This window comes from Kineothrix sp. MSJ-39 (assembly GCF_018917935.1).
GTDB lineage: Bacteria > Bacillota > Clostridia > Lachnospirales > Lachnospiraceae > CAG-194.
Map to the genome: position 1 here is coordinate 160,455 of NZ_JAHLPN010000002.1, position 13,600 is coordinate 174,054.

Genomic DNA, 13,600 nt, shown 5'->3' on the forward strand with positions numbered 1-13,600 from the left:
ACCCTGGCATCATATTATAATCCGTTAAAATAAGTTACCTTGATGATTCCTTCCAGATGTTCCAGCCAAGCAATGGCGTTGTCCGGGATCGGCTGGTCTGTCTCGATGACCATAACCGCATACTCGCCTCTTCTCTCGCGGTAAAGCTGCATTGTGGCAATATTGACGGATTTATGTGCCAGCATGGAGGTGACCTCTGCCACATGTCCCGGCTGATCCAGGTTGTGTACGATGAGTGTCGGGCTTTCCCCGCTGAAATTGACATCGATCCCATCAATCTTATTGACCATGATGCGTCCGCCACCAACAGAGGAAGCCTGTACTTCTATTTCCCTGCCACTGCTGCCACGCAGTCTGATGAGTGCTGTATTGGGGTGGGCATCGCCAAGATTCGTGGCTCCGATCGTAAAGGTGAAATTTTTCTCCTGCGCCAGTTCAAAGCTCAGTGGGACATGCATATCGTCCGGCGTAAGCCCCAGAATACCTGCAACGATCGCTTTGTCCGTTCCATGTCCTTTTCCGGTTTTGGCAAAGGAACCATGCAATAGGATTTCTCCATCGACCGGTGTATCCTTTAAAAGTGTCCGTGCCATCAGACCGATCCTGACAGCACCTGCTGTATGAGAGCTGCTTGGGCCGACCATGACCGGTCCGATGATATTCATTAAACTCATAGCATTCCTCTTTTCGTTGTTGCATGTTTATAACAGGATAGCCTCAGCGTATCGCTGAGGCTATCCTATGTCAAGTCAAATCGCTTATTTCATATAGAACGGATCCGTCTCCACTTCCCGGATAACTGCTTCGAGTTTATCCAGTTCTTCCAGAAGCTGCTCCTCCGTGATGATCAGCGGCGGATTGCAGAGCACCATATTTTCATGTCCGAAGGTCAGGAAGCCTTTGGCACGTAAGGAACCGATGATCTTAGGCAGCTTTCCGTAAGGATCCTGACCGTATGGAACGATCGGCTCTTTTGTCTTCTTATCCTTTACAAATTCCACGCAGGAGAATAAACCGATATGTCTGACATCCCCCACACAGTTGTATTTCTCTTTAAATTCATCCAGCTTTTTAGCCAGAAGGGCACCAACCTTATTGACATTGTCGAGGATATTTGCCTTCGTGTAGTAGTTGACACAGGCAACACCTGCTGCACAGGCAAGCGGATGACCGCAGTAAGTCAGACCACAGGAAAGCGTATGATCGTCAAAGTATGCGGCGATCTCTTTGCTGACGCAGGCACCACCAAGCTGAATGTAGCCACAGGTAACACCCTTTGCAAAAGTTACGATATCCGGTTTGACGTCAAAATTCATAAAAGCAAACATCTTTCCGGTTCTGCACCAGCCAGCCATAACCTCATCACAGATCATGACAATGCCAAATTCATCACAGAGCTTACGCACACCCTGCAGATAGCCCTTCGGCGGAATGATAATACCGTTTGTACCGGTCACGGTTTCCAAAATGATCGCTGCAATCTGATCCCTGCCTTCATAGATGATCTGCTCGCGCAGCTTTGCGATATAAAATTCCGTTGCAGCTTCCTCTGACTCGAACTGGATGCTCTCGCGGTACAGATATGGATCAAAGAATTTCACAAATCCCGGAATACCAGGCTCCAATGGGAATCTTCTCGGTTCACCGGTCAGATTGCCTGCACCAAAAGTTGACCCATGGTAACTTCTGTAACGGCTCATGACCTTATAACGTCCTGTATACATTCTTGCCATTTTAATCGCATTTTCATTCGCATCCGCACCACCGTTTGTGAAAAATACTTTTCCCATGTTGTCAGGCATCAGGTCTACGATCATCTTGGCAAGTTTTGCTCTCGATTCTACGCCATAGCCCGGTCCCATCCATGCAAACTTATCGATCTGATCCTTCATGGCATTGTTGATATCTTCATTGCCGTAACCCAGATTGACATTGACCTGTGTGGAGGACATATCGGTATATCTGTTGCCATCATAATCCCACAAATAAATACCCTCTGCCTTTTCCATCGGGATCGGGTTTACATCCTTCTGCTTCGACCAGGACTGTAAATAATACTTTTTCTGTGTTTCTACGATTTCTTTTCCTGTCATTCCCATAATGAACATCTCCTTTGCATTTACTATCATTAAGCACCTAAATATGCTTTCCTTACCTCATCATTGTGCAACAGTTCCTGCGCGTCACCGGATAATTTGATCTTGCCGGTTTCCAGCACGTAGGCTCTGTTTGCCACCTTTAACGCCATCTTGGCATTCTGCTCCACGAGAAGAACCGTGATGCCCTGCGCATTGACTTCCTTGATGATACTGAAGATTTCCTGTACCATCAGCGGTGAAAGTCCCATGGACGGTTCATCCATCAGGATGATCTTCGGATCCGCCATCAGCGCACGCCCCACAGCAAGCATCTGCTGTTCCCCGCCGGAAAACGTACCTGCCAGCTGGTTCTGCCGTTCCTTCAGTCTTGGGAACTTTTCAAACACATTATCCATACGCGCTGCGATCTTATCCTTATCCTTGCGCCCAAACATGTAAGCTCCCATTTCCAGATTCTCCCGCACCGTCATATCCACAAATACATGTCTGCCTTCCGGTACATGGGCTACGCCGTGGGTGATGATCCTGCTCGGCTGTTCTTTCAGAAGATCTGTTCCATCAAACGTAACAGCACCGCTGGTTGCCTTTTTCAGCCCTGTGATCGTATGCAGGATCGTTGTTTTTCCCGCACCGTTTGCGCCGATCAGGGTAACGATCTCGCCGTCCCGCACTTCAATATTGACATCCTCGATCGCATGGATCACACCGTAGTGTACATTCAGATTTTCTACTTTAAGCATCTTCTTCGCCCCCTTCGTCTTCTTTACCAAGGTAAGCCTCGATTACATCTTTGTTGTTTGCGATCTCTTCCGGCTTTCCGCTTGCCAGGATCTCACCGAAATTCAGTACATAGATCCGTTCACAAATACTCATGACAAGACTCATATCATGCTCGATCAGAAGAATCGGAATACGGAATTTCTCACGCAGCATCTTGATCGACTCTTTCAGTTCTGCCGTTTCTACCGGATTCATGCCTGCTGCAGGTTCATCAAGAAGCAGCAGCTTCATATCCGTTGCGAGGGCACGTGCGATCTCCAGAAGTCTCTGCTTACCATAAGGGAGATTTTCCGCGAGCTGATCGGCAAACCCATCCAGCTGAAAAAGCTTCAACAGCTCCATCGCCTTCTGTGCTGTTTCCGCTTCCTCTTTCCAGAAAAACGGCGTTCTGAAGATGGACTGGAACAGATTGCATTTCATATCTTTATTAAAAGCGACCATGACATTTTCCAGAACGGTCATTTTCTTAAAAAGACGGATATTCTGGAAGGTTCTGGCAATTCCCGCCTCCACAACCTGATGCGTGGACAGCCCGTTCATCCGCCTGCCACATAACAGATAGCTTCCTGAGGTTGGTTTATAAATACCGGTGATCAGGTTGAAGATTGTCGTTTTTCCTGCACCGTTCGGCCCGATCAGACCGATCAGTTCACCGGGATAGATTTCAATATTCACATCATTGACTGCTTTCAGACCACCAAACTGGATCCCAAGGCATTTTGTTTCAAGTACCGGAACTCTTTCTTCTGCCATACCAGTCACCTCTTTCCTTTTGGGGTTTTCTTTTTGGTTATTTTCTCGATCAGCTTCGGCAGTGAAAATTCACGTCCGCCAAACAGACCGGTTGGTTTAAAGATCATAACAACGACTAAGATCACTGCGTAGATCAGCATTCTGTAGCTTGCAAATGCCGGTACAACGTAGGAGATCAGCTGTGGCAGTGCAGAAAGGATCGGAGCTGCCACGATGGAACCTGTCAAAGAGCCGCTGCCGCCTAAGATGACGATGGCAAGGAACTCTGATGATTTCGAGAAGTTAAAGTAAGTCGGTACTAACGTTGTTATGTAATGTGCATAAATGGCACCGGATACGCCAGCAAAAAATGCGGAGATCGTAAATGTCAGAACCTTTGTTTTTGTGACATTGATACCGGATGCTGCGGCTGCGATCCTGTCCTCACGGATGGCAATGAGTGCTCTTCCGTATCTGGAACGGATATAGCAGTACATGATGAAGATGCAGATGACCATTGTGATATAGACGTAATGGTAATCGGATACCTTTGCAATGCCTGCAAAGGATTTACCGAAGGTTGCTTTTCCGGTAATTGCGGGAATACCGAAGTTACTTAATACAACACGGACGATCTCGGCGACCGCTACGGTAACGATACAAAGGTAATCGCCGCTGAGTCTTAATGCCGGAATACCGACTAATACGCCGATCAGACCTGCTGCCAGTCCGCCTACGATGATTGCGATCAGATATAAAACGATCGCCGGCAGATCTGTCTGGTCCTGAATGAGTGTTGTGACGATCGCTGAGGCATAGGCTCCGATCGACATAAAGCCTGCATGACCGAGTGAAAATTCACCCATATACCCTGTCAGCAGATTCAGGGAACAGACAATGATTGTATAGAACATACCAATGACAACAAGGCCATTGAAGTATGCAGATTTCTTTCCTAATATTCCTGTATCAAATAACAGACAAAGAAGTAGGAACCCCAGTGCAACCGCTATCAGACTGATCAGATAATTTTTTTTCATACGCTTTGGCATAGCTCCACTCCCTTTCTCTTATACTTTTTCGCTTACTTTTTTGCCCATCAGTCCGGTCGGCCGGATGAGCAGAACGAGGATCAGGATCAGATAAGTGACCGCCTCATAAGTTCCGGGAAGCATATATACCTTGACCATGATCTCGATGATACCAAGCAAAAGTCCACCGATCATAGCACCGGGCACACTTCCGATCCCGCCTAAAACAGCGGCTACAAAAGCTTTTAATCCAAGTGTGATACCAAGTTCGTTTTTGATGCTGACATAAGATGTCGTGTACATCATGGATGCGACTGCTGCCAGACCGGAACCGATCGCAAATGTCGCAGTGATAATTTTATTGACGTTGATTCCTACCAAAGTAGATGCTATCTTATCCTCCGGAACGGCTCTCATTGCCTTTCCGAGCTTTGTATACTTAATGAACAGTGTCAGAAGAAGCATCATGACAAGTCCGATGACGAGTGTCAGAATGGTTGTCGCCGGAATCGTGACGCTGCCAAAGGAAACTGCCGGCAGGTCAAACATCGGCGGTACGTTTCTCGGTGCGGAACCGAAAATAACAAGTGCGCCGTTTTCCAGCACCAGACTCATACCAAGTGCTGTGATCAGTGCAGTGGTAGATCCCTGTCCCCTGACCGGTTTATATGCGATCTGCTCTGTCAGAACACCTACACAAACGCAGACAAGAATCGCTGCAAATACGGCAAACCATGCGGGAAGTCCCAGTTTGAGCATGACAGGGATCACATAGAATAATGTAAATCCGCCTACCATGATGAAATCACCATGTGCGAAATTGATCATTCTGATGATACCGTAGACCATGGTATAACCGAGAGCTGTCAGTGCATAAATAGAACCCAGATTCAATCCGTTTGCCAGACTTTGAATAAATTTAGCCATATGCCCTCATCTCCATTTCTTTTCTTTTTAGTGGGTGGCCGGAAGGCTCCTTTGCCTGCCCGGTCACCCTATGCACGCCAGTGTTACATGGCCTTTGCATCATACAAGTTAGAAGCTACCGTAATAGCTGAGTGTTCCGTCCTTAAATGTTTCGATCGTGAAAGGCTTCTTTGCATCACCGTTCTCATCGTAAGTGATCTCGCCGCCCATGCTTTCATATTTCATGCCAAGCAGTGTATCCTTGATGACGGAAGGATCGGAAGAACCTGCCTCTTCCATTGCCTGTGCGAGCATCTTGACTGAATCGTAATACAGGGAAGAAACTGCATTCAGACCGTCTTCGCCGTATTCTGCCTTGTAAGCGGATACATAATTTTTGACAGCTTCTGTGTCAGCGGAAAGATCCAGATGTGCCAGATAGTAGCAATTATCAAACTTGCTTTCGTAGCCTGTAACATCTGTTCCGTCCCATGCATCACCACCAAGGATCGGGCCTGTAAAGCCTGCGTCTCTTGCCTGGGAAACAAAGTTAGGTACCGTATCATAGTTGTTTGGATAAATGATAACTTCAGCACCCTGTTCAACTGCTTTCGAGATCTGTGCTGTATAATCTGTATCTGTTGTCACACAGCCATAATGCTCATAAGTCACATCTGACATTTCAGACAGGGATTCTTCCATTGCTTCTGCAAGACCTGCGCAGTAGTCGGAATCTTCTGCCGCTACGACTGCAATATTTTTAGCACCGAATTCTTCTGTTGCCAGCTTGGCAAGTGTCGGGCCCTGATCCGCATCGGAGAAACATTCTCTGAAAATGTAATCACCTGTTTTACAGATCGTTGCATTTGTGGAATATGGTGTGATGACGAGCATGCCACTGTCCTGTGCTGTTTCCACAAAGGAAAGGGTACAGCTGGAAGAACAAGAACCGATGACTGCGCTGATATCATAGGATGCACAGTTGTTGTATGCGCTGATCGCTTCTGTCGCATCCGACTTATCATCTGCAAATACTGCGGATTCCAGTGTGTATGTCTTATCCCCGATCGTTACACCGCCGGCTTCGTTGATCTCTTTGATCGCCAGATTATAACCGTTGATCGCGCCTTCGCCCCAGCTGGCAAGACTTCCTGTCAGTGGTGCAATACCTGCGATCAGGATGGAATCGGAATCTCCGCCCGCCGCATCGGATGATGTTTCTGCTGCTCCCGATGTGGAAGCCGTTTCATCTGCAGTGCTGCCACAGCCTGTTAAAAGACTGGCACCAAGTGCTGCGATCATCGCCGCTGTTATGACTGTTTTGATTCGTTTTTTCATAGTTTTGTCCTCCTCTTTTTGAAAATTTATCATTCAACCCTTCGCAAAGCTTACAGGCCAAATTTCACTTTTACATAATTCTCCATGACATCGACACAACGGTCTCTTCCCACTCTGGCGCTGTTGAGTGTCATGTCATAATTCACCGGATTCGTCCAGTAATTTCCGTTTGTATAATGCTTGTAATAATCAGCACGGTATTTATCCGTTTTTTCGATCAGACGATGTGCTTCGTTTTCCGATACACCCATTTTCTTAACAATGGATGCCACACAGTCTGCACGCGGTGCTTCTATGTAGAAACTGGCAACATTGCAATAATCTCTCAGTACATAATCCGCGCATTTTCCGATCACGATAAAGGATGTTTCGTCCGCCAGCTTACGGATCAGCTCGCTCTGGATATTGAACAGGTTGTTATTGGATGTAAAACGCTTATCCGACGGCTCTACCACGTAATGAAACGGCAGTCCCTTCAGCTTATCTGCGATCTCGATCTTCTCATCTGCCAGATTGAAAAGTGCTTCATTAATACCGCTGCTTTCGGAAGCCATTCTCAGAATCTGCTGCTCATAGCAAGGAATTCCCAGCCTTTCTGCCAGTTTTACACCAATTTCTTTTCCACCGCTGCCAAATCCTCTGGCAATCGTAATGACAAATTTCTGCATATTGTTCTCCTCCTCACTATTTAGAAATCACAAAGGAGCTTTTACGGTTTGTAAAAGCTCCTTTGCTTATCGTATGGGTCATGCTGACTGATTGTTATGCCTCCCACAACTTCTTATATATTTGTAAGATATCTTCCTTGGTCACTTCTTTGATCGTATTTCCCGGACTGCCGCTTGCCAGTGCATCATCCGCCATCTTATCCATCTTTTCGAAAAATGCTTCTTTGTTGATGCCATACGCTTCCAGCGTCGGAATCTCGATCGTCTTGCACAGGTCTTCCAGATAGATGAAAAAGGCATCTGCACATTCCTTGTCGGTTCCTGCCACGCCAAGTGCTCTGCCGATCGCTGCAAATCTGGAAAGACATCCGTCCTTTGCAAATGCCAGACATTTGGAGATCAGCATGGCATTGGAAATACCGTGTGGCACATGAAAGAGTGCACCGATCGGTCTGCTCATGCCATGTACGAGCGTCACGCTTGCATTGTTGATACAGACACCGGCTTCGTATGCTGCAAGAGCCATCTGTGTTCTGGCTTCCAGATCTTCGCCGTTTTCATAGGCGGCAGGTAAATAGGTAAAGACCCGTTTGATCGCGGATATGGCAAATATATCGGTATACGGTGTCGCCTTTCTGGATGTATACGCCTCTACCGCATGTGTCAGGGCATCCATTCCGGTCGCTGCTGTGATTGATTTCGGTGCTGTAACGGAAAGCGTCGGATCGATGACCGCCAGCCTTGGGATCACCTTTTCATCCGTGATCAGCTTTTTCGTATCCGTTGCGGATTCTGTCACGCAGTAAAATTTTGTTGCTTCCGATCCGGAGCCTGCTGTTGTCGGTATTAAGGCGATCGGTGCATAACCGGATGCTGCGGAAACTGCTTTGGCACTGTCCTGTGGGCTTCCGCCGCCAATCCCGATGACCATATCGCAGCCTTCTGTGTCATATACCTTTTTGGCAGCCGCAACCATCAGGTCATCCGGTTCTCCTTTGATATCTGTAAAGACGGTGTAGCTGACGCCTGCCTCCTCTAAGGAATCGGTCAGTTTCTTTACGATCCCGCTTTTCTCCACGATCTTGCCGGATATGATCAGTGCATGGTTTCCAAGCTGGCTGATCTGCTCCTTTGCCATGGAAATTGCATTTTCTCCGACAATCGTTCTGCCGGGCATTAAAATCTGATACATGTCATCCACCTCCTGTAGCTTCGTCCCTGCGGAGCATTTTCTGTGATAAGACTCTATCACAGAAAAAAGCCGGTGTACACTGTACCCGACTTCTTTGTCTTATTTTCTGTGTTTTGTTTGATGTTGGAGTCATCATAGCACCTGCCCTTTGCACTGGCAATAGCAAACAAAACACGCATTTTTGTGCATCTGCACATGCGGATAGATCCATTTCCTCTCCGGCTTTACAGGATATCTTCTACGCAGAGTGCCACATACAGTCTTGCCTTCCCTTCCCAGGAAGAAAGATCGATTCCCATGATCTCCTCCGCCTTTTTCACATAATTGTTGACGGTATTGCGATGGATAAAGCATTTTTCACTGACCTCTCCCTGATGCCCGTCACATGCCACATAGGTTTTCACAAATGCCTCATATTCCGTTTTGTTCTTTTCATCATAATCCTTCAGTTTTCCGACAGAATCCGCATAAAATGCGGTCAGTGCCTCTGTATTTTCATTGTCGATCAGCAGCTTGTAAATGCCCATTTCTTTGTAATACAGAATGCGTTCCTTTTTCCGCGCTGCCAGCTTACAGGCAGCATACGCATGCATAAAATTGGCATCCTGATTTTCCGGACCTTTTACAATATCTCCCACGCCGATCGAGATAAGTGGCAGGAGCTTATGTGCAGATGCAGTCTTAAAAAGACTGTCCAGATACTGCTCCAGATCCTCTGCCGTGTAATTGATCAAAAGCAGGATCCGTTTTTCCCTGTATTCAAAGGAAATGTACTGATCATGGATCAGCTTGGCACAGCTTTCCGCCACCATTTTCAGATGCCTGCTCTCCCTGACATATTCCTCCGTTCCATGTGGCATATGCAGAGAAATACATAAGGCTGCCATCGTGCAGGTCGTCATAAAGCCAAGTCGTTCTAGCTGATGCAGAAGCGCGTCCTTCTCTCCGACATGAAAGATCAGATCCTTCATGATCGTTGCGACCGTATCCTCCTGCGCTGCATTGTCTATGATCATCTGACAATATTCCCTTGTGACGTCCACAAGCGGAACTTCCCACGGCAGTGCAAAAAGCGGCAGCTTCTTTTCCTCGCAGAATGCGACCACACTGTCCGGTACTGTCTTTATGAACATGCCTGTATTGATAATGAGCGCGCTGGCGTGCAGACGGTAGATCGTATCCACAAAACGCTGCAGCTTTTCCTCATCATTTCCGGCAATACATTCCGTGATGACAACCTCATTTCCATGCAGAAACTGTGCCCCCTCGTTTGTTTCAATAATATGGATCCACTGCACAGGACGGCAAAGTCCCGCCTGTCCTGCCAGCAGCTTCATATTATATTTGACTGATTCCTTAAAAAGATTACCCACTGTAAGTGCCATATGTATCACCCTATTCTGTTGCTTTACAGATTTCCTCATATAATGCGTCACGCAGACGGAACAGTGTTTCCGGATCTTTTCCGCCAACCGGCTCTCCGTCCAATTCGTCCACATACATGCAGACATGGGAGGAAGATGTCACGATGATCTCATCCGCATTTCGCAGATCCTCCAGATAGTAAGGTGTCTCGCTGACACCGATCCCCAGCTTTTTGCACATACGCACCAGATGTGCCCTTGCAATGCCCGGCAGGATCATATCATCCGTCGGTGCGGTATATAAAATGCCATCCTTTAAGATATGACAGTTGCAATGCGCGCATTCTGTGATCCTGCCGTCATGACGATACAGGATCGTTTCATCCGCGCCCGCTTTATAGGCTTTTTCCGCATATAATACGGAGGGCAGCAGGTTAAGTGTCTTGCAGTTACAATAGAAGAAACGTTTATCTTCCGCTGTCACACACTTGATCGGCTTCTGACACGGATCGATATGATCCGGCTTGATCATAACCCACAGATTGCCCGGACCTTTTTCATATACATGGTTTCTGATGCCCGTTCCTCTTGTGCATGCCCAATAAACAAAGTTATCTCCCGTATCCATTTTCTGTACCAGAGAAGTAAGGAGCTCTTTCAGTTCTTCCTTGGAGCAAGGGATTTCCATATCCATCAGCTTTGCGGAATTGAAAAAGCGGTCAATATGTTCGTCGATCGCAAACAGATGATAATTTCTTGCCGGGCCCGCATCATAGACACCATCACCGAAGAAACATACTCTGTCATCAAAAGGTACCATCATATTTTCCAGTTCATCATAAGTTCCATTGTAATATCCTAATGTTTTCATGCGCATATACCTCCTTGTTCTATCCTTTCCAGTGCTGTAATGATTTCCTGCTCTGTCAGCATACTCTTGCCGTCCACCGTGCACGTCATCTCATGTGTCACGCCGTCCACACTTCCGATCTCCACCGTTTTTGCAATGTAGGATCTGATCCAGGAAAAGCCCGGCAGCAGTTTTTCCCCCACACGGCCGGACAGGGCTGCCACAATTCCGTAAGCACCCCAGTTGGACACGGTTGCGACTACCAGAATATCGGTGCTGACCACGCAGGGCTCTAACGAGAGTTTTCTGCTGATCGCGCCTGCGATCTTTCCCATACCGATCTCATTGCCGCCATCTCCTACGCCGATCGAAGGAATGATGCCCTGGTAAGCCACAAACAACTCATCGATGGGAGCTGTGTGTTCGCTGATGCTCACCCCCCGCATATTGGCGTATTGCAGAAAGCGGTTTCTGCCACAGCGTTCGACCGAGATCATCCCCTTCGGCTGATAGGTTTCGATCAGTTCCTGAAAGGTTTCCTGATCCGCATCATACGGTACATAGACAGTGGGCAGCATTTCCAGTTCAAAAAAGCCCTGACACGGCTGATCCGTCAGGATCACCGGCTGATATCCCAGTCTTTGCAGTGCCAGTGCCAGCACCACGGTTCCTGCCGGGCCATCTGTTTCCGCATATCCTGCCACATAAAATCCGGTCGTTAAAAACACAACGCCTTTTTCCCACGAGAGGATTTCCTGTGCTGCCTTTTCACAGCAGTTATCCGATACATATCGCCTGATATACGGTATCCCACGCTGCGAATAACGCAAAATAACATCTTCAATGGTTTCTGTCATACGCATCCCTTCTTTCTATGCGATCACCTGTGTGATCGGTACTATGGTGACACCTGCCTCTGTGAGCTGCTCCTGCAGCAGTCTGGCAAATGCAACAGCCTTTTTTCCATCCCCATGCAGACAGACCGAGTCTGCTTTGATCGGAATTTCTGTCCCGTCTATGCTTGTCACAACACCTTCCTGTACCATTCGGATCGTCCGCTGTACGGCTGTTTCCTCGTCTTCGATCACAGCACCTTTCTGTGCGCGCGGTACAAGTGTTCCGTCCGCCTGATAGGATCTGTCCGCAAATACTTCATTTGCGGTACGAAGTCCGACCTGTTCTCCTGCTTTGATCAGCTGACTGCCCGACAGTCCAAGCAGGATCAAACCGCTGTCCACTTCATAAATGCCTTCTGCGATCGCATATGCCAGCTTTTCGTCTTTGGCTGCCATATTGTACATGGCACCATGCGGCTTTACATGCTGCAGACTGACATGTGCTGCCTCGCAGAATGCCTGCAGTGCACCGATCTGGTACTGCACCATTGCCTTCACTTCTTTTGGACTGACTGCCATATTCCGCCGGCCGAAGCCGACCAGATCCGGATAGCCCGGATGTGCACCGACTGCTGTGTTTTTTTCTTTTGCCAGTCTGACCGTTTCCGCCATAACGACCGGATCCGATGCATGAAATCCACATGCTACATTGACAGACGAAACATATTGTATGACCTCTTCATCCATACCACATTTGTAGTTTCCGAAGCTCTCGCCCAGATCCGCATTCAAATCTACTTTCATGTTGCACACATCCTTTCTGTATCCTGTTTACTCTTCCATATTCACTACTTCTGATGCAGTTTTTGATTTCTGGCACACTATCGATTTTTCAGGTTTCAGTTTCTATATCATTTTCTGCTTCTGTACCAGAGTTAGCATATGTTAATATTTGAGGTTAATATTTTTCACGTCAGTTACCAGCATATGTCCCGGCGCATGTGTGATACAAAAGCCTGGCTTTGATGCCATGACCACAGCCTGCGGTGTGACACCGCACGGCCAGAATACCGGTACTTCTCCTTCACGGATCGTAACCGCATCTCCAAAATCCGGCTTTGCCAGATCCCGGATTCCGATCACCTTTGGATCTCCGATATGGACAGGTGCGCCGTGTACCTTTGGCATCGCCCCTGTTACCTGCACAGCCTTTGACACCAGTGCATAAGGAATGGGGCGCATGCTGACAACCATATTTCCATGAAATACCCCTGCGCTTTTACAGGGAATATTCGTCTTATACATCGGTACATTGCAATGCTCCTCGATCTGTCTGACCGGAATATCTGCTTTCAGCAATTCGCCTTCAAAGGAAAAGCTGCAGCCGATCAGAAAACTGACAAGATCTTCTCTCCAAAATGCTGATACATCGGTATACCTGCCTGTCAGCTCGCCGTTTTCGTAAATACAGTACTGTGGGATATCTTTTGCAATATCCGCATGATCGGCGATCTCGCTTAAATACCTGTCCCCGTCATTTGTCACCTCAAGGATTGGACACGCTTTCGGATTTTTAGCCGCAAACAGAAGGAAATCAAATGCAAGCTCCTTAGGGAGCACTACAAGGTTAGCCTGTGCATACTCGCTGCACATACCGCTTGTTTCCCCTGTGATCTTTTCCTCCCGAATCAGCCGCCGCACTTCCTTTGGTGAGCTGTCTGCGTAATCAGCCGCGCAGGTTCCGTCCGGGTAACTGTCTTCTATTTTATTTACCATGTTGCATCACTTCCTCTCTTCTCTCACG

The 13,600-nt window shown here is 47.5% G+C and carries 14 protein-coding genes; all 14 read right to left on the reverse strand.

Annotated elements, in window-relative coordinates; translation table 11 throughout:
• Positions 1–14: 14 nt before the first annotated feature.
• Positions 15–674: an L-serine ammonia-lyase, iron-sulfur-dependent subunit beta gene (gene sdaAB, locus KQI22_RS02300; protein ID WP_216550466.1), complete on the reverse strand. Its 660-nt coding sequence runs from the start codon at positions 672–674 to the stop codon at positions 15–17.
• Between the two features lie 84 nt (positions 675–758).
• Positions 759–2,099 carry an aminotransferase class III-fold pyridoxal phosphate-dependent enzyme gene (locus KQI22_RS02305; RefSeq protein ID WP_330623237.1) on the reverse strand — a complete coding sequence of 447 codons (1,341 nt, stop codon included), beginning with the start codon at positions 2,097–2,099 and terminating at the stop codon, positions 759–761.
• 29 nt (positions 2,100–2,128) lie between these two features.
• Positions 2,129–2,839, reverse strand: a complete 711-nt coding sequence (locus KQI22_RS02310) for an ABC transporter ATP-binding protein (protein ID WP_216550467.1) — start codon at positions 2,837–2,839, stop codon at positions 2,129–2,131.
• On the reverse strand, positions 2,832–3,632 hold the full coding sequence (locus KQI22_RS02315) for an ABC transporter ATP-binding protein (protein ID WP_216550468.1): 801 nt from the start codon (positions 3,630–3,632) through the stop codon (positions 2,832–2,834). Before KQI22_RS02315 ends, KQI22_RS02310 begins: the two co-directional genes overlap by 8 nt.
• A gap of 5 nt (positions 3,633–3,637) precedes the next feature.
• On the reverse strand, positions 3,638–4,651 hold the full coding sequence (locus KQI22_RS02320; RefSeq protein WP_216550469.1) for a branched-chain amino acid ABC transporter permease: 1,014 nt from the start codon (positions 4,649–4,651) through the stop codon (positions 3,638–3,640).
• Positions 4,652–4,681: 30 nt separating this feature from the next.
• On the reverse strand, positions 4,682–5,569 hold the full coding sequence (locus tag KQI22_RS02325) for a branched-chain amino acid ABC transporter permease (protein ID WP_216550470.1): 888 nt from the start codon (positions 5,567–5,569) through the stop codon (positions 4,682–4,684).
• A gap of 108 nt (positions 5,570–5,677) precedes the next feature.
• Positions 5,678–6,886, reverse strand: coding sequence for an ABC transporter substrate-binding protein (locus KQI22_RS02330; protein ID WP_216550471.1), 1,209 nt, complete (start codon positions 6,884–6,886; stop codon positions 5,678–5,680).
• Between the two features lie 50 nt (positions 6,887–6,936).
• Positions 6,937–7,554 (reverse strand): cytidylate kinase-like family protein, encoded by a 618-nt coding sequence (locus KQI22_RS02335; RefSeq protein WP_216550472.1) that lies wholly within the window; start codon positions 7,552–7,554, stop codon positions 6,937–6,939.
• Positions 7,555–7,648: 94 nt separating this feature from the next.
• On the reverse strand, positions 7,649–8,746 hold the full coding sequence (locus KQI22_RS02340; protein ID WP_216550473.1) for an iron-containing alcohol dehydrogenase: 1,098 nt from the start codon (positions 8,744–8,746) through the stop codon (positions 7,649–7,651).
• Positions 8,747–8,970: 224 nt separating this feature from the next.
• Entirely contained in the window at positions 8,971–10,131 is a 1,161-nt protein-coding gene (locus KQI22_RS02345) for a PucR family transcriptional regulator (RefSeq protein ID WP_216550474.1), read from the reverse strand.
• Between the two features lie 10 nt (positions 10,132–10,141).
• Complete coding sequence (locus KQI22_RS02350; protein ID WP_216550475.1) at positions 10,142–10,981, reverse strand: aminotransferase class IV; 840 nt, start codon at positions 10,979–10,981, stop codon at positions 10,142–10,144.
• Positions 10,978–11,817: a DUF4392 domain-containing protein gene (locus KQI22_RS02355; protein ID WP_253293471.1), complete on the reverse strand. Its 840-nt coding sequence runs from the start codon at positions 11,815–11,817 to the stop codon at positions 10,978–10,980. Before KQI22_RS02355 ends, KQI22_RS02350 begins: the two co-directional genes overlap by 4 nt.
• A gap of 15 nt (positions 11,818–11,832) precedes the next feature.
• Entirely contained in the window at positions 11,833–12,600 is a 768-nt protein-coding gene (locus KQI22_RS02360) for a LamB/YcsF family protein (protein WP_216550477.1), read from the reverse strand.
• 141 nt (positions 12,601–12,741) lie between these two features.
• The gene (locus KQI22_RS02365; RefSeq protein ID WP_216550478.1) at positions 12,742–13,572 is read right to left on the reverse strand and encodes a putative hydro-lyase; all 831 of its coding nucleotides are present in this window, start codon (positions 13,570–13,572) and stop codon (positions 12,742–12,744) included.
• Positions 13,573–13,600: the final 28 nt, after the last annotated feature.

Coding starts and splice junctions, on each gene's coding strand:
- KQI22_RS02310 (WP_216550467.1), bottom strand. CDS start 2,839: ATGCTTAAAGTAGAAAATCTGAATGTACACTACGGTGTGATCCATGCG.
- KQI22_RS02315 (WP_216550468.1), bottom strand. CDS start 3,632: ATGGCAGAAGAAAGAGTTCCGGTACTTGAAACAAAATGCCTTGGGATC.
- KQI22_RS02325 (WP_216550470.1), bottom strand. CDS start 5,569: ATGGCTAAATTTATTCAAAGTCTGGCAAACGGATTGAATCTGGGTTCT.
- KQI22_RS02365 (WP_216550478.1), bottom strand. CDS start 13,572: ATGGTAAATAAAATAGAAGACAGTTACCCGGACGGAACCTGCGCGGCT.
- KQI22_RS02330 (WP_216550471.1), bottom strand. CDS start 6,886: ATGAAAAAACGAATCAAAACAGTCATAACAGCGGCGATGATCGCAGCA.
- KQI22_RS02345 (WP_216550474.1), bottom strand. CDS start 10,131: ATGGCACTTACAGTGGGTAATCTTTTTAAGGAATCAGTCAAATATAAT.
- KQI22_RS02335 (WP_216550472.1), bottom strand. CDS start 7,554: ATGCAGAAATTTGTCATTACGATTGCCAGAGGATTTGGCAGCGGTGGA.
- KQI22_RS02360 (WP_216550477.1), bottom strand. CDS start 12,600: ATGAAAGTAGATTTGAATGCGGATCTGGGCGAGAGCTTCGGAAACTAC.
- KQI22_RS02350 (WP_216550475.1), bottom strand. CDS start 10,981: ATGAAAACATTAGGATATTACAATGGAACTTATGATGAACTGGAAAAT.
- KQI22_RS02355 (WP_253293471.1), bottom strand. CDS start 11,817: ATGACAGAAACCATTGAAGATGTTATTTTGCGTTATTCGCAGCGTGGG.
- KQI22_RS02320 (WP_216550469.1), bottom strand. CDS start 4,651: ATGAAAAAAAATTATCTGATCAGTCTGATAGCGGTTGCACTGGGGTTC.
- KQI22_RS02305 (WP_330623237.1), bottom strand. CDS start 2,099: ATGGGAATGACAGGAAAAGAAATCGTAGAAACACAGAAAAAGTATTAT.
- KQI22_RS02340 (WP_216550473.1), bottom strand. CDS start 8,746: ATGTATCAGATTTTAATGCCCGGCAGAACGATTGTCGGAGAAAATGCA.
- sdaAB (WP_216550466.1), bottom strand. CDS start 674: ATGAGTTTAATGAATATCATCGGACCGGTCATGGTCGGCCCAAGCAGC.